Source organism: Aliiglaciecola lipolytica, from assembly GCF_018860635.1.
Classification (GTDB): Bacteria; Pseudomonadota; Gammaproteobacteria; order Enterobacterales; family Alteromonadaceae; genus Aliiglaciecola; species Aliiglaciecola lipolytica_A.
Map to the genome: position 1 here is coordinate 1 of NZ_JAHKPT010000005.1, position 19601 is coordinate 19601.

Below are 19601 nucleotides of genomic sequence, written 5' to 3' on the forward strand. Positions count from 1 at the left end.
GTTGCAAATTGTTAAAGAACGTTCAGTGTCTTTACCCGAAGGTTTTTAACACTAGGTCACTGCCTCTTGGCGTTACCCTTAAAATCTTTCTGCTTAGTGAGTCCGTTAGGTCTCTCTCAAGCGGGAGGCGTATTCTACACTTCCGGTATTTGATGTCAACGTTTTTATTTAGTTTTTTTGAATTTATTTCAAATCGCTAAATCGTCTCCATCCCGCTCCACACTTGCCTTGCGGCTTGCTCTTAATATTCATATAAAGGCTATTAAGAAGAGACATTCTTTAAAGTTTGTCCCGAAGCGAGGCGCGCATTCTACAGACCATAATCCGAAGATCAAGGGCTATTTTAAAATAAATTGAAAAATCCGTTTGTTTGCTTATTTTTGCGTCAATTATTGCTTATTTGCTGATTATTTGAGCTGACTTTTGTAGTGTTTCGCTTAGCGGTTAGAGAAGCTTTTTAAAACTAATGCTTGGTTATTCGTATCTTTAGGCTTTTTAGACGATGCGTTTCTAGTTATTGAAGCGTAAACAGAGAACAGTGGTACAGAGTTGAATAAGCTTCCTATTACTTAGTTTTACAAAGCTTCTAAAATCTTTATAAAGCACAACTCCAAATAATACTGGCTCAAAACAGCTACATCATTGCTAAATAAATAAGTTTAGTTCTATAACACTTATATAAGAAGACTTTAATACTGCCTACTATTAACCGGTAAAGGACGATTTTTAAAAACAATGTTAGTATTGTCCTAATAAACAAAGGTCGCTTCATATAGGTAACAACGACATGCAAAAACCAATTTCATCGTTTAAAGGAATGACTCCAGTGTTTGGAGCTAAGTGTTATATTGATAATTCCAGTGTCATAGTTGGCGATGTAGTTTGTGGGGACGAAGTGAGTATCTGGCCATTAGTCGCCGCCAGAGGTGATGTGAATAGTATACGAATTGGTCATAGAACTAACATTCAGGATGGTACAGTGCTACACGTTACCCGCTCCAGCGTTAATAACCCAGACGGATATCCATTAATTGTTGGTGACGACGTAACCATAGGCCACAAATGTATGCTGCATGGTTGTACATTGGGAAATCGTATATTGGTCGGTATGGGTGCAATTATAATGGACGGCGCGATAGTCGAAGATGATGTGTTTGTTGGTGCAGGTTGTTTAGTGCCACCAAATAAAACTTTAAAAAGTGGTTTCTTATATGTTGGCAGCCCGGCGAAACAAGCTCGAAAACTATCTGAAGCTGAAATAGCATTCTTAAAAGTTTCCGCAGACAATTACTTAGTGACTAAAGATGAATATTTAGCTGAAGTTTAAGCGCGACTTTAGAATTAACTAAGAACTGATACTTAGTTAAGTGGCAGTTCAGATTTAGAAAACGATATATCACCGTTTTGATTAAACTCTTCTTGTTCAATTAGCAAACTTATATGCTCTTCGAAATCAAATTGATGAAGAGCATAAAATGCTTCCGCTTCTTGTTGTGTCACTTCGGTAATATAACAGTTTACTAATGCACCGTTATTTATAGCGATAATTTTGAGTCCTTTATATCGCTCATCATATTCAAAGCCATCCACTATTTGAATAGCCTGATTCATAACATACGTCTTATCTGTTGCATTACCGGTTCAATGTCTGGCATGTAACCGCGCCACAATTTAAAACTATGGGCGGCCTGTCCGACCAACATACCTAAGCCATCACTCGTATGGGTAACTCCTAGTGTTTTGGCTCGTTCTACAAAAACAGTTGGAGTTGAAAGGTAAACCATGTCGTAAACCATAGTTGCTTGCGACAGCACATTGTCAGATAGATCAGGCAATTGACCACTTAAGCTCGCAGAAGTGCAGTTCACTATTAAATCAAAAGATTGTGATAATTTAGTATTTAGTTCAGAAAAATCTGCAGCACAAACCTGTTCATTAGCAAACCAGTTAGCAAGTTCTGCGGCTTTTTCTTTTGTACGATTCACAATCGTAATATTTTTAACGCCTTGCTCTAAGATAGGAAGAATCACTCCCCTCGCCGCGCCACCAGCACCAATTAATAAAATCCGCGTGTCAGTAAAGTCAAAGTGCTGATGTTTCAAGTCCAAGACTAAGCCAGGGCCATCAGTGGTTTCACCTCTGAAACGATTTTCATCTAAGCGAATAATCGTATTGATTGCGCCAGCTTTTACCGCTGCAGGAGAAAGCTCTGTAACCCATTCCACTGCGTCTTGCTTAAAAGGACTGGTTATGTTGCAACCTTTAGCATTAGGATCGGCGAAAAATTCATCTAAATTGGCTGAGAAATTTCCCTTTTGACCTAAAATCTTTTGATAATCAATAATTTCATTGCGTTGCTTAGCAAACGTTTGGTGAATAAGTGGCGAACGACTTTGTGCTATTGGATTACCAAACACAGCATATTTGTCTATTTCCAAAATCTATTACTTCCCTTTGTCTTGTTCGTTTAACCAGTCGCGTGGTTTAAGGAATTCTTCAGTGAGTCTAGCTTCTGGTGTATTTGATTGAGGTTGGAAATTATATTCCCAACGAGCTAACGGGGGCATAGACATTAAAATAGACTCTGTTCTTCCACCGGTTTGCAAACCAAATAATGTTCCTCGGTCATATACCAAGTTAAATTCAACGTAACGACCTCGTCGATATAATTGAAATTGTCTTTCTCGTTCCGAATAAGAGGTTTCTTTACGCTTTTCAACAATAGGTATATAAGCATCAAGAAAGCCATTACCGATAGACTTCATAAATTCAAATGATTGTTCGAAACCTAATTCATTGAGATCATCAAAAAACAATCCCCCAACCCCTCTGGTTTCGTTTCGGTGTTTGATATAAAAATATCTGTCGCACCATTCCTTATACTTTTCATACACCCCTTCCCCAAATGGCAAACAAGCCTGTTTCGCCACACCATGCCAATGCTGTACATCCTCCATAAACGGGTAAAAAGGGGTTAAATCGAAACCACCACCAAACCACCAAACGGGTTCCTCTCCTTCTTTCTCAGCCATAAAGAATCGAACATTGGCATGAGATGTTGGCACATAAGGATTTTTTGGATGGATAACTAAGGATACACCCATTGCTTGAAAACTGCGGCCAATTAGTTCAGGTCGAGCGGCAGTAGCAGAATCAGGTAACTGGGTTCCAAACACATGAGAAAAGTTAACTCCACCTTGTTCAATTACTTGGCCATTGGTCAGAACTCGAGTGCGGCCACCGCCACCTTCTTCACGCTGCCAATTATCTTGTTTAAACTGTTTTTTTCCATCAACTAATTCTAGGGTATGACAAATATCATCTTGTAGTTTCAGTAAAAAGCGCTTTACTGCATCTATATCGGGAGTACTTTTTGAGTTCATATTTAACTTGCTCTTACTGTTTCACCGGTTATGCCATTACGGATTTGACTTGGATTTTTTTGATTACCTAAAGCCCCATGCACGCACAGTAGGGAGGGACCAAATTGCGCATAGACTTGTTCGCATGTTTTAGCCGGTGGTTCACCGTTTAAATTCGCACTTGTCGATACAATTGCACTGTTAACTTGTTCACACATTTGGTTAACCACAGGATGATCACTCACCCGAACAGCTACCAAATCAGAGCCTCCGGTAATAAAGTCCGGTGTGCCTTGTTGTTTAGGTAGTAACCAGGTGTTTGGCCCAGGCCAAGAGTTTTTAACCTCAGCAAGTATCTCTGGGTTGATGGCGGAAAAGTTCACATATTGGGTTAGTTGCTGTTTACTGCTGGCAATCAATATCAAGCCTTTTTCCAGGCTTCTATTTTTTAACGCCAACAATTTCATTACTGCCGCTTCATTAGTTGGATCGCAGCCCAGACCGAAAACTGCTTCGGTGGGATACGCAAAAACTTCGCCAGCAAAAAACTGCTGCTTAAAATTTTGTGGATTTTGACTTATGTCCATTTGACTAGGGATACTTAAAAATCAGACGTGGAGTGTAATGCAAATGAGATAATGTGGAAAGACGTCAGAACGAAATGAGCTTATTTGCTATCAATAGGAACCTTGATACCGCAATCTTTTTGTGGACACTGATAATAAACCTGACCGTCCGCTTTCTTCTCTATTAAAACTGACCAATGACATTTAGGACAGGCTTTGTCTACCGGCTGCGAATTTAAAACATATTTACACTTTGGGTAGCCATCACAGGCGTAAAAACTTTTACCGAATTTATTTGTGCGTTTAATTAGTTTGCCTGTTTTACATGACGGACAGGCAATGTGGATGTCCTTTTGTTGCTTAACAGCTTCGATATGGTGGCAATCTGGATAACCAGTACAACCAATAAATAAACCAAATCGTCCTTTCTTAATCGCTAAGGTCATACCGCAGTCAGGACATTTAGAGCCGTCAATTTGTTTTAGCTCTACAGTTGCGTTGTCATGCAAGGGCTTAGCAAAATCACATGTTGGATATTGGCTGCAGCCTAGGAAAGCACCATTTTTGCCACGTTTAATTTGGAGTTTTGCGCCGCAGTCAGGACACACACCAAAATCTCCATCGAGTGCGTGTTCATGAGCGGCAAAAAGAGTGTGATCGATCTTAGACATAATCGATCATGCCATTTGCTTCAATTTGCAGTGGCTTATTGCCACAGATTTTACTACCTGAGATTTAATGCAAGGGGCCTTCTGGCTCTTCAAATAAAAGATCTTCCATTTGAGCATAGGCGTTTTCTTTACCAGGAACGTTAAAGAGTACCATCAGCACAACCCACTTTAAGTCTTCGAGACAGAATTCTTTAGAGTCTATCTCCATTACTCTATCAACCACCATTTCTCTTGTTGCTGAGTCTAAAACATTAATCTGCTCTAAAAACATCAAGAAACCACGGCATTGCACATCCAATCGCATTTCTTCTTCTTGGGTATAAATACGATTGACTAAAGCACCACCGGATTTAACAAAATACGGGTTGATATCCGTTTCTTGTAAAGCGGCTAACTTTTCTAACCACGATAACGCTTTGTAGATTTCATCATGATGGAATCCAGCGCGCACGAGTTCGTCGGTCAATTCATCTTGATCAACACGAATTTCAGTTTCACTGTGAATGAAATTTTCAAACAGATACATGAGGATATCGAACATATTATTTACCCCTCAATTTGATGTAGCCTCCAGATACTGAGGCTACTAAACCACGCAACTCATATTCTAATAATTGCGCCAATACGACTTTAATCGGCATCTCGCTACGTTGTATAACGACGTCTAACGCAGTAACGTCATGATCTACACTATCTAACAATTTGTCGGTTGCCAAGCTTTCAATCGGACTTTTTTCACTGTTTTTAGAATATTCCGTTAGAACACAAGAATTAACGTTCTGAAATTCTTCAATTATGTCCTGCAGACTTGATACGAGTTTGGCGCCTTGTTTGATCAATAAATGCGCACCTTCACTAAGTGGGTTATTTATATTACCCGGAATAGCAAATACTTCGCGATTTTGCTCTATCGCATATTTTGCAGTGATCAATGAGCCACTTTTAATCGCGGCCTCTATCACCAATACACCAAGGGATAATCCGCTAACAATTCTATTTCTGCGAGGAAAGTTGTGAGGTGTGGGTTTAGTACTCGCCCTAAATTCAGACAAAATCACCCCCTCATTCTGAATAATGTCATGGGCTAGCTTAACGTTTCTTTTAGGGTAAAGATTATCTAATCCGCTACCTAATACAGCCAAAGTGTTTCCACCAGCGCTCAAGGCTCCTTGGTGGGCGCAAGCATCAATTCCCATTGCTAAACCACTGGTTATAGTAATTCCATGCGAAGCAAGCCCAGAAGCAATGTCAAATCCGCAGTTTCTACCGTAATGACTTGGATTACGGCTACCAACCATGGCAATTTGATTGGAGGCAAGTAAATTTTTATTGCCCCATCCGAAGAGAATCAGTGGTGGTCTAGCGATTTCAGATAATAAAAAGGGAAAGTCAGGGTGTTCAGGGTAAACAGCAAATCGCGAGCGCTCTGCAGCTAACCAATTAAGCTCCTTATCAACTAATCGTAAGTCAGGGGCAGTTATAGCCTGCACTTGAGCAGAATCAAAGCCCAAATCAGCCAACTGTGACTTCGAATAAGTTAATAGAGAATCAGCAGATAGGTTATAAACATGCTGAAATTTTTTGAGTTTGCCCATACCGAAGTTAGGAATTTGGTCAAGAATCAACCAACTCCGCAATGCTTCCTCGGTATCCTTAGGGCGCTTTATATCAGCCTGTAGGTTTTGTTCACAGTGACGCACTTCCTGTGCCATGATCTGTCCTTAAATTTATTGCATTATATTTTACGGTTTAGCGACTATAGCTCCTTCGCGGATAGTTTTTGTCGAACGGGTAATCAATCCGTAACTGGCTTTTTTAAACACTTTGAACACTACAACCTCGCCAACTTTAATCGCAGGTTGTTGCAATTCATCACTGCCGACAAAAAGATTATCAATAAAGCTATTTTCACCATCGTACTTTGGATCGTTACTAACTTGGATATTCGGGCCTTGTACGTAAATACCTAAAACAGTACCTGGCTTCACTTTCCGGCTGCCTAAATCAAGTATTACAACATCATACTTACCAAGAAGTTGATGCTGTTCTAAGCTACTAATAATTTTGCCTTTTTGACGGGTTGCAGCTTTTAATCGCATACTCCCCATTTGCATAGCTTCACTTGGAAGCAGTTTGTCGCCTCGCCTTGCTTCAAAATTGGCATCTTCCACTTTTACTAGATGTTGACCTTCGACATCACTTTCCAATGGCGTCGCATCAGCGACATGACGAATTTGAAAACCAAGCAGGTTGTCATATTGGTCACGAAGCTCATTTTGTTTTCTGACCACGTTATATTGCTCAGGCGTATCCGAATCAGCTTTCGTTAAGACTAAGTCACCTGAAGCAAATGCTGTATTTCCATCTTGATTTCCCAATAAGTAGGGAAGCTGCTCGTACTCCTCTTCATCCATAATGGTACTACTTTCAATGTATGGTCGGATAATACTCCAGGGCAACGTATTAATCGGTTGCACTGTTTTCAACTCTTTACGCCCTTCTGGAGAAAGTTTGATTTGCGGCTTAGGGTCATCACGGACAATATCGAGAATAGGTTCGCCTTGTTCGTTATACCTTAAACGTAATTCGTCACCAGGATAAATTAAATGGGGATTGTTGATGTGTACGTTATTGCGCCATAACTCAGGCCATAACCAGGGCTTGCTTAGATACATATTCGATATATCCCACAACGTATCGCCCTTTTTCACCACATAAACTTGCGGTGCAGTCTGCTTAATATTAATTACGTCTGCAATTGTTGCCAATGGTAAAAACAATAGCATTACCAGAAGTTTACTCAATCTTTTGCCCATACCAACCTCATCATGCAGCGAACCTTGTTGTTAAGTATCGACCTAAACACTGATTTGCTTGATCGAACTTTAATTCTATTTAGGCTAGAATAGCGCCTTAAATGATTCAATAGCGTATTTTATTGAACCGTATAGTAATTAATACTGACCCTAGGTACAGTTTTTCTAAAAATGTACCTTATATTCACCAAAGTATAGTGTAGCTGAAGATCAAGATGGCCATTTTAAACGTATTAAAATTTCCCGACGAACGACTTCGAACAGTCGCTAAGCCTGTAGATAAAGTCGACGGAGAAATAACCAAGTTAATTGAAGACATGTTCGAAACCATGCGAGAAGAAAACGGTATCGGACTTGCCGCCACGCAAGTAGACGTGCATAAACGTGTAGTTGTTATGGATATTTCTGAAGACCAAAATACTCCGCGAGTATTTATTAATCCTGAAATCATTGAAATGGATGGAGAAGCCATCAGTGAAGAAGGTTGTCTATCAGTACCTAATAATTATGCAAAAGTAGAACGTGCAGAACACGTAATCGTAAAAGCGTTAGATGCAGAAGGTAAAGAATTCACCTTGGAGGCGGATGGCTTGTTAGCAATATGCATTCAACATGAACTTGATCACCTCAAGGGTAAGTTATTTGTAGATTACCTGTCGCCATTAAAACGCAAGCGTATCCGCAGTAAGTTAGAAAAAGAAGCGCGTCTTGCCGCTCGCGCATCTTGATGTTTGGAGTGCTACATTGAGCAAAAAATTGAACATAGTGTTTGCCGGTACTCCGGACTTTGCAGCACAACATTTACAAGCATTAATTGATTCAGAACATAATATTCTAGCCGTATACAGTCAACCTGATCGTCCGGCGGGGAGAGGTAAAAAACTGCAAACAAGTGCGGTTAAACAATTGGCTCTAGAACACAACATTAATGTTCAACAACCATTGTCTTTAAAAGCGCCCGAAGCGCAAAAAATATTAGCTGAATTAAAACCAGATATTATGATTGTTGTGGCGTACGGATTGATTTTGCCGCAAATCGTTTTAGATACGCCTAGATTAGGCTGCTTAAATGTACACGGTTCTTTATTACCTCGCTGGCGCGGCGCTGCACCTATTCAACGCTCGATTTGGGCGGGTGACGAGCAAACGGGTGTGACTATTATGCAAATGGATAAGGGCTTAGATACCGGTGCGATGTTGCTTAAAAAAGCAATACCAATAGCCCCTTCGGATACCAGCGCTAGCTTATACGATAAATTGGCAAAAATTGGCCCAGATGCATTGCTAGAATGTTTAACTAAAATTGAAAACATTGAGCCAGAAATACAAGATAATGCACTTGCCAATTACGCTGAAAAACTCAGCAAACAAGAAGCATTAATTGATTGGCAAATGACGGCAGAGCAAATAGAACGCAATGTCCGAGCATTTAATCCTTGGCCCGTGGCCTACTTCGAACTAACCCCTGAGGAAAGTGAACAGCCAATTGCCATCAAACTTTGGGAAGCAAGCTTAGTCAATACAGGTAATGTGAATAGTGAACAACCAGGGAAAATTGTTTCGGTCACCAAAAAAGGTATTGAAATAACCACAGGTGAAAACAATTTATTACTAGCTAAATTGCAAATCCCCGGAAAAAAACCGATGACAGTAGCAGACATAATAAATGCTAGGAAAAATTGGTTTGTAACAGGCCAATCCCTCTCGTGAGTACCCCATCCAATGAGAAAAGAGTGACCAAGACAAATAAAACATTGCGAGCTGATGCGGCAAAAGTACTTTATCAAATTTTAGAAAATGGTCAGTCTTCTCGGGAATCCCTGCCCAAAGTCCAAGAGTTATATTCAGATAAAGACAAAGCCTGGTTGCAAGAGATGGTATACGGCGTACTGCGCCAACTACCGGTATTGCAAAGCTGGTTAAGGCTGTTATTAGATAAACCGTTAAAAAATAAATACAAAGTTGCTGAGCATTTGATCATGCTGGGGTTTTATCAACTAGCATTTACCCGAGTATCCACCCATGCTGCGGTTTCTGAAACGGTAGCGGCAGCAAGACAACTAAAAGTTGAACCGCTAAAAGGTTTAGTAAACGCATTGTTGCGAAACTTTATTCGACAGGAGTTAGCGCAGCAAGTTATCCAAGATCCGCAGATACGCTCTGGCCTGCCTAAGTGGTTATTCAAGCGGCTACAAGTAGCTTACCCCGAACAATTGGAAGAGCTTTGCAGTGCAATGCAGCAAAGACCGCCAATCTGGTTACGAGTCAATAACCGTCAAACCGATATCAACACATTCAAGGGTCTATTAGAAGAACAAGAAGTTGGTTACGAGCTAAGTGAAGAGCATACCGATGGATTGATACTTTCAAAGAGCCAAGACATCACTCAATTACCTGGTTATCAACAAGGTCTATTTGCAGTGCAAGATGGTGCAGCTCAATTAGCAGCGAGTTACTTAGATGCTCAAGAAGGCGACCTAGTATTAGATTGCTGTGCAGCCCCAGGAGGGAAAACCTGCCATATATTGGAACGCCAAGCAAACTTGCAGAAATGTGTAGCCTTAGATATTGATGACTCGCGCTTAGATAGAGTACGAGAAAATTTAACACGCCTAAAATTAGATGCAGAATTAGTCGCTGCCGATGCGCTTGATACCAGTAGTTGGTGGGATGGCCAGTTATTTGACCGAATTCTACTCGATGCCCCTTGCTCAGCAACAGGTGTTATAAGACGTCATCCAGATATTAAGTGGCTGCGTAAAAATGCGGATATTGAAGCATTGGTTGGTTTACAACAGCAGATACTCACAGCCATGTGGCAAATATTAAAGCCAGGCGGTACGTTATTGTACGCAACTTGTTCTATTTTACCTGAAGAGAATCACCTACAAATCAGTGAATTCTTAGAAAACAATGCAGATGCTACACTCAGTGAATTGAGCAATCCGTCTAAAACACCTTTCCCAGGAAGACAAATTCTACCCGGAGAAAAACAAATGGATGGTTTCTATTATGCGAGACTGCTAAAGTCTTCTAATGCAAAGTAAATTGTTTCGAAATTAACACATCATGAAAATTATAATTCTAGGTGCTGGTCAAGTAGGCGGTACATTAGCCGAAAACTTGGTAGGTGAAAAAAACGAAATTACCGTCATTGATTCAGATCTAGATACCTTGCGGTCGTTGCAAGACCGACTGGATTTGCGCGTAGTACACGGTGTTGGCTCTCACCCTGATATTTTAGCAAAAGCCGGTGCCGAAGATGCAGACATGTTGATCGCTGTTACCAACAGTGATGAAAGTAACATGATGGCCTGTCAGGTTGCCCACTCTCTTTTCAATACACCCACAAAAATTGCTCGAGTTCGCTCCGAACAATATATTATTCATCAAGACAAATTGTTTCACCATCAAGATATTCCTGTAGACCACCTAATCGCTCCAGAACAATTAGTCACCAAAGCGATTAAGCGCTTGATTGATTATCCAGGTGCGTTACAAGTCGTGGAATTTGCCGATGGTAAAGCAAGCTTAGTCGCCGTTAAGGCGTATTACGGTGGCCTGTTAGTAGGTCACGCGTTATCTACGCTGCGGGAACACATGCCCAATGTTGAAACTCGGGTGGCTGCCATTTATCGTCGTGGAAAACCAATAAGACCGTTGGCATCAACCGTCATTGAGGCCGATGATGAAGTGTTTTTTATCGCTGCAACTAAACACATTAGAGCAGTGATGAGCGAACTGCAGAAATTAGAGTCAAGTTATAAACGAATTATGATAGCTGGCGGAGGTTTAATTGGCGCCGGACTGGCTAAACGATTAGAGCACAATCATAACGTCAAATTGATCGAATACTCCCAAGAGCGAGCCAAATACTTATCAGCACATTTGGATAAAACCATCGTCTTTTGTGGGGATGCTTCCGACCATGAATTATTGACAGAAGAGAATGTGCAACAAGTTGACGCTTTTATAGCGGTAACGAATGACGACGAAGCAAATATTATGTCGGCCATGTTAGCCAAGAGACTGGGTGCACAAAAAGCCATGGTATTGATCCAAAGAAGTGCTTATGTTGACTTGGTTCAAGGCGGCGAAATTGATATTGCATTTTCACCACAACAAGCGACGATATCTGCTCTGCTTACCCATATCCGACGTGGTGACATAGTCAATGTTTACTCATTACGTAGAGGTGCAGCCGAAGCCATTGAAGCAATTGCCCATGGTGATGAAAACACCTCGAAAGTTATCGGCAAAAAAATAAGCGATATTAAGTTACCACCAGGAACAACCATAGGCGCTATCGTTCGCCAAGATGAAGTTATTATCGCCCATAGCACCACATCAATTGAAGCGAACGACCACGTTATCTTGTTTTTAGTCGATAAAAAATTCATCTCAGATGTGGAAAAATTATTCCAGCCCAGCGCATTCTTTTTTGGTTAGTTAAACAATAGTTGTATATCCTTATTAATATAAGTTGTGCTACTTTGCACTATTATTGCAGTTAAACCTGTTGAGACACCCTCAACTTTTATACAGAGACAAAAAAATGAAACATATTGCCATTTTACTTACTGTTGCTACATTAACTTTTTCAGCTCAATCTCATGCCGAAGGCTGGTTTGATTCATTAAAAAGTATGTTTGGAATGAGTGAAGAAGCGGAAGAAACAGTGCCAACTACGAGTGCGATGGTAGGCAGCCTAATTGAAAATTTGAACGTCGATTCATCACAAGCAGAAGGTGGCTTAGGTTCATTGTTTAATTATGTAAAAGGTAATTTGACCGCTGACAAATTTAGTCAGTTATCTGAAACTTTGCCAGGCATTAACGAACTTATCAGCGCCGCTCCTGACGTAAGTGAGTTAAAAAGTACTGATGGGCTAGGTTCATTATTAGACAAAGCTGCAGAGTACAACGACTCAGTTAAAGCCATTAATGAAGTGAAAAAACAATTCGAAGCACTAGGTCTTAAACCTGAAATGATTATGCAGTATGTAGAACAAGCTAAAGCATATCTAGATACAGAAGAAGGCAAGCAAGCTAAAGACTTATTAATGCAAGGTTTCGGCAATTTAATGGGCCAAACTGGCAACTAAAATAAATCTATTTCCATTCTATCTTTTAATAATACTGCTTTTAACTGGCGATTATTGAAAGATAGAAGCTTGTTAGGTGAGGGATATTCACCGGCATGACAAAAATCATTTTAACATTAAGTTCATCAAAAACTGGTGTTAAAATGAACAATGTTGAACTATAGTATTGTTAATACGTTGTATTTAATTTTGTATTTTAACTTTTAAGGAGGAAAGTTATGAATATTCAAACTTTCTCAAACAGAGTCACTTTCCCACGTTTTTGTATATTTGTAATGTTATTCACACCTCTATTCAGTTGGTCTGATCCGCAATCAGACGCAGACGAATTAGCCAAGATGCAAGCCCAATTAAATAAAGAAGTAATGGCTAAACCATTTTTGGCAGAAAAGCCGGAAGAAGTTGATGCTTATATAAAAAGCATGCTAGAAAAAAATGTAAAACCAGCGGAATATTCAGGACAAAATTGGCGCCCAGGATATACCTGCCGAGATTTACTTAGATATAATTGGAGAGAATATCGAAACTGTCGTTATTATTACCGATATTATGGACGTTATTACTAATAATAGTTTTTTTATTTAACCTCACCACACAATACTAATAAACATTAAAAAGGTAATTATAAAAATGAAAAGGAATCAACACTTCAATTTTTTGATATTCGCAATGCTCACGCTCATGTTGTCTGGGTGTGCGGCTGTGCATACGTCAATAGCCAAAAAAGATTTAGATGTTCAAACTAAATTAAGTACCTCAATCTTTGTTGATGCTGTGGCACCTGAAAAACGCAAAATATATCTTGAAGTTCGTTCTGCAGTGATGGAATTTGACCGAAATGCGTTTCGTGAAGCATTAGTATCGCAAATTTCAGGCAGTGGAAATGGTTACTCATTTGTAGACAGTCCAGAAGATGCACAATTTTCAATGAGTGTGTTTGTACGGAACCTCGAAAAGGCTTCACCTACAGCGGCAGCGAACTACCTAAGAACTGGTTTTGAAGGTGTAGCCGCAGGGTCTGCGCTAGGTTATGCCGCTGGAGGTGGTTATCGTGATGCAGCAGCAGGTGGTCTTGTTGGTGGGTTAGTGTCTACCGCAGCAAACGCATTTGTTAAAGATGTGACTTTTTTATTAGTCGCTGATATTCAAATAAAGGAACGTGCACGTTCTGGCGTTTTGGTCCGCAGAGATTCAAAAATTAACACCAAAATTTCTGATGATGGTGCTACCACGCAAACCTATTCAGAAGCAACGAATCAAAAAGAATATCGCACCAGAGTAGTCACTACAGCGAATAAAGCCAATTTAGAGTTAGAAGAAGCACAACCTACTATGTTTGATAAAACAGCATATGCAATGGCGTCATTTTTCTAAATTTTACTGCTAGGCATACGATTCTAGTGTATGCCTAAACCATACTTTTCAAATCAGCGATGTTTTGTGTACCCAATAACGTATTCAAACATCGCTTCTTATCTCACTCAGACTCACACTGCATCATCCCAAGTTGACATAGCATCTACCCATAGGTCCGGTTTTACGCTAGAAAGAAGATAAATTGAGACTGCTAGTATCAGTCTCCGCGCAACTATCAAAGTTTATGTGTCTTTTTAGATTAGCTACGCCAGAATGTTGGAGAGAATAAGACTAATAGAGAAAACACTTCAAGTCGTCCAAATAACATCGCAATAATTAACAACCACTTTCCTGAATCAGAAACATCAGCAAAAGTACCGGCCACTGTACCCAATCCTGGACCTAAATTGTTTAGTGTTGCAGCGGTAGCAGAAAACGCCGTTAAATTATCCATACCTGTGGCTATCAAGCCGATCATAATGACCACAAATATCATCGCATAAGCAGAAAAGAACCCCCACACAGCTTCTACAACTCGCTCAGGCATAAGTCTATCCCCTAACTTTACAGAATATACCGCTTTGGGATGTATCAACCTTTCAACTTCTCGTTTACCTTGCAGGTATAAAAGGAAAACGCGAATGACTTTTAATCCTCCACCCGTTGAGCCAGCACAGCCACCGATGAAACTGGAAAAAATTAATAATATAGGTAGGAATACCGGCCAGCTGGTAAAATCAGTGGTCACAAACCCAGCCGTGGTACTAATAGATACGGCTTGGAATATTGCCTGATTAAAAGCGGTTTCAGCGGTGCCAAATATCTGGTGGTTTACCAAAACCAAAAAACACACCAGAATCAATACGAACTGAATGAAAAAGAAGGCCTTAAATTCTGGATCATAAATATATCCTCGCAACGAACGTCCGCTGGCAGCAGCGTAGTGCAAGGCGAAATTTAATGCTGCTATCCATAAAAAAACCACACAGATAAGATTAATTACTGGACTGTTAAAATGGCCTAAACTTGCGTCGTAGGTAGAGAATCCACCGATGGCGATAGTCGAAAATGAGTGACAAATGGCGTCAAACCAATCCATACCAGCAACCCAATAGGCGATTGAACAAGCTACGGTAAGAGCAAGGTAGATGTACCACAAGTGTTTTGCAGTATCTGCAATCCGAGGTGTCATTTTAGAATCTTTAACTGGGCCAGGAGTCTCAGCACGATAAAGCTGCATGCCCCCTACCCCTAGAATGGGCAGGATAGCTACGGCAAGTACAATAATTCCCATACCGCCTAACCATTGTAGTTGTTGACGATAAAACTGAACAGATTTTGGTAGGTATTCGATCCCTTCAATTACGGTAGCGCCCGTTGTCGTTAAAGCCGAAAAAGACTCGAAAAACGCATCTGTAACCGTCATTCTGGGTTGATCGAGCAACAGAAATGGAAAGGCACCAAAACTGGCCAACACCACCCAAAACAAAACGACAATTAAAAACCCTTCTTTTGCACGTAAGTCATTTCGGTGACGTCTATTGGGATACCAAATTGCTAAGCCAGTGAATAAGATTAAAAAGAACGCAAGTATGAATGGCAGCCCACTGCCATCTTCAAAAATCAATGAGATAGTTGCAGGAAACAACATTGTTGAGCTGAACAATGCGACCAATAACCCCAGAATACGAATGATAGTGCGGTATTGCATCATTGCGTATTCGGCCTATTTTGAGGCCACTGGTCGCACCGGTAATTTGGATTCATATTTGTTGTATCTCTAACAAGACCGAGCCTTGTATATTTAATGTTTGGTTATTTATGCAATTATCATCTGCAAGCTTACAAATCTAAAGTACTAATTGTAATTAATCTAGGTTTAAAATGTTGTTTTTGTTGAGCTTGCGACCTTGGGCTGAGGTAAAACTGCCCTTTTGAGAGCATTTTAACTAATAGTTAAAATCTGACGACCAACATTTTTGATAGATCTCCGCCCCTACCAAGCATGCAAAATGTAGATTCATTGGCAGGTAAGCAGCGCTAAAACCGAAAGTTTGTAAGCGCTAACATACGAGTTATGTTTTTTAATTATTTTTACTGTACAAGGAACTTGAAATTGATAAATCGCTAGACGCTAGCCCTTTGTTTTTGTGGCTTATGCAAATGTGTATTTTAACCCTCAAGTTTTGATTCAAAAATAGTTTAAGCCAGAACCTTCCCTATTGTTTTTTATGTGGTACATTACCGCCCTGCTCGATTTTCAGCTAATCAGAATCTGTCGATTTGCCGCGATAAATGGAACTTATTAGAGCAGTCCAGTTTTACAATCTTAATTGTTTTTAAGCTGTAAGAACTGCTAGATCAAGTTGGGACGACAAACCAGCCCATGCTAGAAACAACAATCTAGAATAAGCTATTTACAATAAAGCTCTCTAGAATAAAAAAGTTATCCACAAGATAATAAAAAAAATATGTTAAAGGATATTCTTTCTCCTTAATAACGAAAAGTACAGCCGATAAGGCTTTGAACACATTGAAAAGATTTATTTTTGATGCATTTAACCGTGCGTGATACTTTTTATCTACAAAGTTATCCACAACTTTGGTGGTAGATGCTAAAGCCTTTATGTGGCATTCTGACGCCTTTTCCAGCTTAATCAATATGGATCTCTTCTATGGCATCGGTTCCAAACAATCCTTTTATCCTTGTAGATGGCTCATCTTATCTTTTTAGAGCGTTCCACGGCATGCCGCCGTTAACCAATTCGAAGGGTCAAGATACGGGTGCAATCTACGGCGTAGTTAATATGTTACGCAGCCTTATACAGCAATATTCACCTACGCATATGGCTGTCATTTTTGATGCTAAAGGGAAAACCTTTAGAGATGATATTTATCCTGAATATAAAGCCAACCGCCCGCCCATGCCTGATGAATTGAGAAGTCAGATTGCACCTTTACATGCCATCATTAAAGCAATGGGGTTACCTTTGATTGTTGAAGATGGGGTTGAAGCCGACGATGTAATTGGCACCTTAGCGCAACAAGCCACTGAACAAGGCATCCCTACCCTGATCAGCACCGGCGATAAAGATATGGCTCAACTGGTTAATGAACACGTTACGTTAATTAACACCATGAACAACCACATCATGGATAAAGACGGTGTAATCGAAAAATTTGGCATACCTGCCAATTTAATAATCGACTTTTTGGCGCTCAAAGGCGACAAAGTGGATAATATTCCAGGTGTTCCAGGGGTTGGCGATAAAAGCGCTTTAGGCTTGCTACAAGGTATTGGCAGCATTGATGAAATCTATAAAAATTTAGATAAGATTGCAGAGCTTGAGTTTAGAGGCGCTAAGAAAATGGCCGACAAGATGCGTGAATTTGAAACTCAAGCACGACTTTCTTATGAACTTGCCACCATTAAACTTGATGTGAAGCTCGAATTTGGACCGACTGAACTCAGCCCCACACCACCGGCACATGAAGAGTTAGTGGAGCTGTTTAAGGAATACGAGTTTAAACGTTGGTTAGCCGAAGCAACTGACGGCCGCAGTATACTGAATTCAGCGAATAAATCTGCCAGTGCCACGGCGACAGTAGATGAAACAGACGTTAATACTCCTCCAAAAGTTGAAGAAACAGCTTACACCACAATATTAACCGAAGCCGAATTAGAGGATTGGCTAAGCCGTTTAGAACAAGCTGAATTGTTTGCCTTTGATACCGAAACAACGAGCCTAAATTATATGGAGGCAGAATTAGTCGGTATGTCATTTTCGGTAAAGGCAGGCGAAGCTGCATACCTGCCTTTAGCCCATGACTATTTGGATGCACCTGAACAACTAGACCGCGCAATGGTATTAGAAAAATTCAAACCTTTGCTGGAAAGTGAATCCCATAAAAAAGTCGGACAACACCTGAAGTACGACAAAAATGTATTAGCGAATTACAATATTGTACTTCGCGGAATTGAATTCGATACCATGCTTGAATCCTACGTCCTCAATAGCGTGGCCACACGCCACGACATGGATAGCCTATCGAAGTATTACTTACAACATAACGCAATTAGTTTCGAAGAAATTGCAGGTAAAGGCGCTAAACAATTAACCTTTAATCAAATACCGCTAGAAAAAGCTTCCCCTTATGCCGCTGAAGACGCAGATGTTACTTTACGCTTGCACCAAGAGTTGTGGCCAAAGCTGTGTGAACACGAATCACTAAAACACGTATTACTCGACATTGAAGTCCCGCTGGCATCGGTGTTAGCTAAAATGGAACAAAGAGGCGTGTTAATTGATAGTCAAACCTTATTGCAACAGAGTCAAAACTTAGCTTCTCGTATTATGCAATTGGAAAAAGAAGTTCATGAAATGGCTGGCGAAGAGTTTAATCTTGGTTCAACCAAACAATTGCAGGAAATTTTATTTAATAAGCTAGATTTGCCGGTCTTGAAAAAGACCCCAAAAGGCGCACCATCTACTGCTGAGGAAGTACTTCAAGAACTCGCTTTAAACTATCCTTTGCCGAAACTTTTGATGGAATTTAGAGGGCTAACCAAACTAAAGAATACCTATACAGATAAACTACCTAAGATGATAAACCCTAGAACAGGTAGAGTGCACACTAGTTATCATCAGGCGATTGCAGCCACAGGACGTTTATCATCCACCGAGCCAAATCTACAAAATATCCCAATCAGAACCGAAGAAGGCAGAAAAGTTAGGCAGGCCTTTGTCGCGCGAAAAGGTTATAAAATTGTCGCAGCCGATTATTCTCAAATTGAATTAAGAATAATGGCGCATCTGTCAGAAGATAAAGGGCTTTTGGACGCTTTTTCTTCCGGTAAAGATGTGCATAAGGCCACGGCTGCTGAGGTATTTGGAGTCGCTCTAGAAAATGTTACTACAGAGCAAAGACGCAGTGCTAAGGCGATTAACTTTGGGTTAATTTATGGGATGTCTGCGTTCGGTTTAGCCAGACAATTAAATATTCCAAGGCAAGATGCACAAAAGTACATGAATTTGTACTTTGAGCGATACCCTGGCGTATTAAAATATATGGAACAGACCCGAGTAGCTGCAAAAGAAGACGGTTTCGTTTCTACAGTGTTCGGTCGACGTTTATACCTTCCAGATATCAACGCAAGTAATGGCATGAGACGACAAGGCGCTGAACGAGCTGCGATTAATGCACCTATGCAAGGAACCGCGGCCGATATTATTAAAATGGCCATGTTGAAGGTAGATGATTGGATCGAGAGCCTGAAAAATGACGATGTGCAAATGATCATGCAGGTACACGATGAACTTGTTTTTGAAATAAAAGAACAAAACATAAAAGAAAACACACAATCCATAATAACCTTGATGGAGAACGCCTGTGACCTATCAGTACCTTTAATAGTAGAGGCTGGAGAGGGTGAGAATTGGGATGAAGCGCATTAATAAAGTGCTTAAATCTAATCTAAACCCGATTATTTCTGTAATAATATTACAAAAATATTTGATTTTTTCAATTCCATAGCTAGAATGAGCTTTGTAGGGTACAGAGGTTAACTTATTAAGTTAGATATACCTTTGCTTTCGACCCCAGCAATTTGCTGGGGTTTTTTTATGCCTTTTAGAACCTTCCCAGCCTAACACTATCAGCTATAACTAAGACCTTTTTAATTCGCTATTAAACGCCTGCACATCAAATGCTGAATAGACTCGCAG

At 40.3% G+C, this 19601-nt stretch carries 18 protein-coding genes; 9 read left to right on the plus strand and 9 right to left on the minus strand.

The features are described from left to right. Positions 1-787 precede the first annotated feature (787 nt). Complete coding sequence (locus KO530_RS02205; protein WP_216046766.1) at positions 788-1327, plus strand: gamma carbonic anhydrase family protein; 540 nt, start codon at positions 788-790, stop codon at positions 1325-1327. Positions 1328-1359: 32 nt separating this feature from the next. On the opposite strand, the gene KO530_RS02210 is transcribed toward KO530_RS02205, so the two are convergent. The 8 genes from KO530_RS02210 to KO530_RS02245 form a co-directional block, all read right to left on the minus strand. Further along, positions 1360-1611 carry a DUF1488 family protein gene (locus KO530_RS02210; RefSeq protein WP_216046767.1) on the minus strand — a complete coding sequence of 84 codons (252 nt, stop codon included), beginning with the start codon at positions 1609-1611 and terminating at the stop codon, positions 1360-1362. Continuing rightward, on the minus strand, positions 1608-2438 hold the full coding sequence (gene aroE / locus KO530_RS02215) for a shikimate dehydrogenase (protein ID WP_216046768.1): 831 nt from the start codon (positions 2436-2438) through the stop codon (positions 1608-1610). The genes KO530_RS02210 and aroE overlap by 4 nt, the downstream gene beginning before the upstream one ends. Positions 2439-2444: 6 nt before the next feature. Then, a complete protein-coding gene (gene hemF / locus KO530_RS02220; RefSeq protein ID WP_216046769.1) occupies positions 2445-3383 on the minus strand; it encodes an oxygen-dependent coproporphyrinogen oxidase in 939 nt (312 codons plus the stop codon). Positions 3384-3385: 2 nt separating this feature from the next. After that, entirely contained in the window at positions 3386-3949 is a 564-nt protein-coding gene (locus KO530_RS02225) for a Sua5/YciO/YrdC/YwlC family protein (RefSeq protein ID WP_216046770.1), read from the minus strand. A gap of 80 nt (positions 3950-4029) precedes the next feature. Continuing rightward, positions 4030-4599: a DNA topoisomerase family protein gene (locus KO530_RS02230; protein ID WP_216046771.1), complete on the minus strand. Its 570-nt coding sequence runs from the start codon at positions 4597-4599 to the stop codon at positions 4030-4032. A gap of 64 nt (positions 4600-4663) precedes the next feature. After that, on the minus strand, positions 4664-5140 hold the full coding sequence (locus KO530_RS02235; protein ID WP_216046772.1) for a DUF494 family protein: 477 nt from the start codon (positions 5138-5140) through the stop codon (positions 4664-4666). Position 5141: 1 nt separating this feature from the next. Then, on the minus strand, positions 5142-6311 hold the full coding sequence (gene dprA / locus KO530_RS02240) for a DNA-processing protein DprA (protein ID WP_216046773.1): 1170 nt from the start codon (positions 6309-6311) through the stop codon (positions 5142-5144). 30 nt (positions 6312-6341) lie between these two features. Then, on the minus strand, positions 6342-7403 hold the full coding sequence (locus KO530_RS02245; RefSeq protein WP_252728749.1) for a LysM peptidoglycan-binding domain-containing protein: 1062 nt from the start codon (positions 7401-7403) through the stop codon (positions 6342-6344). Positions 7404-7630: 227 nt separating this feature from the next. Between KO530_RS02245 and def the strand changes: the two genes are divergently transcribed. From def to KO530_RS02280, 7 genes are all read left to right on the plus strand, one after another. Then, positions 7631-8143 (plus strand): peptide deformylase, encoded by a 513-nt coding sequence (gene def / locus KO530_RS02250; protein ID WP_216046775.1) that lies wholly within the window; start codon positions 7631-7633, stop codon positions 8141-8143. A gap of 16 nt (positions 8144-8159) precedes the next feature. After that, positions 8160-9125 carry a methionyl-tRNA formyltransferase gene (gene fmt / locus KO530_RS02255; protein ID WP_216046776.1) on the plus strand — a complete coding sequence of 322 codons (966 nt, stop codon included), beginning with the start codon at positions 8160-8162 and terminating at the stop codon, positions 9123-9125. Positions 9126-9148: 23 nt separating this feature from the next. Continuing rightward, positions 9149-10462 (plus strand): 16S rRNA (cytosine(967)-C(5))-methyltransferase RsmB, encoded by a 1314-nt coding sequence (gene rsmB / locus KO530_RS02260; RefSeq protein WP_216046777.1) that lies wholly within the window; start codon positions 9149-9151, stop codon positions 10460-10462. 22 nt (positions 10463-10484) lie between these two features. Beyond that, the gene (gene trkA / locus KO530_RS02265) at positions 10485-11864 is read left to right on the plus strand and encodes a Trk system potassium transporter TrkA (RefSeq protein ID WP_216046778.1); all 1380 of its coding nucleotides are present in this window, start codon (positions 10485-10487) and stop codon (positions 11862-11864) included. A 106-nt stretch (positions 11865-11970) separates the two neighbouring features. Continuing rightward, entirely contained in the window at positions 11971-12519 is a 549-nt protein-coding gene (locus tag KO530_RS02270; protein ID WP_216046779.1) for a DUF2780 domain-containing protein, read from the plus strand. 275 nt (positions 12520-12794) lie between these two features. Further along, complete coding sequence (locus KO530_RS02275) at positions 12795-13085, plus strand: hypothetical protein (RefSeq protein ID WP_252728753.1); 291 nt, start codon at positions 12795-12797, stop codon at positions 13083-13085. 64 nt (positions 13086-13149) lie between these two features. After that, entirely contained in the window at positions 13150-13893 is a 744-nt protein-coding gene (locus tag KO530_RS02280; protein WP_216046780.1) for a complement resistance protein TraT, read from the plus strand. A 241-nt stretch (positions 13894-14134) separates the two neighbouring features. On the opposite strand, the gene KO530_RS02285 is transcribed toward KO530_RS02280, so the two are convergent. Further along, entirely contained in the window at positions 14135-15586 is a 1452-nt protein-coding gene (locus KO530_RS02285; protein WP_216046813.1) for a TrkH family potassium uptake protein, read from the minus strand. 964 nt (positions 15587-16550) lie between these two features. Between KO530_RS02285 and polA the strand changes: the two genes are divergently transcribed. Then, the gene (gene polA / locus KO530_RS02290) at positions 16551-19331 is read left to right on the plus strand and encodes a DNA polymerase I (protein WP_216046781.1); all 2781 of its coding nucleotides are present in this window, start codon (positions 16551-16553) and stop codon (positions 19329-19331) included. Positions 19332-19601 lie beyond the last annotated feature (270 nt).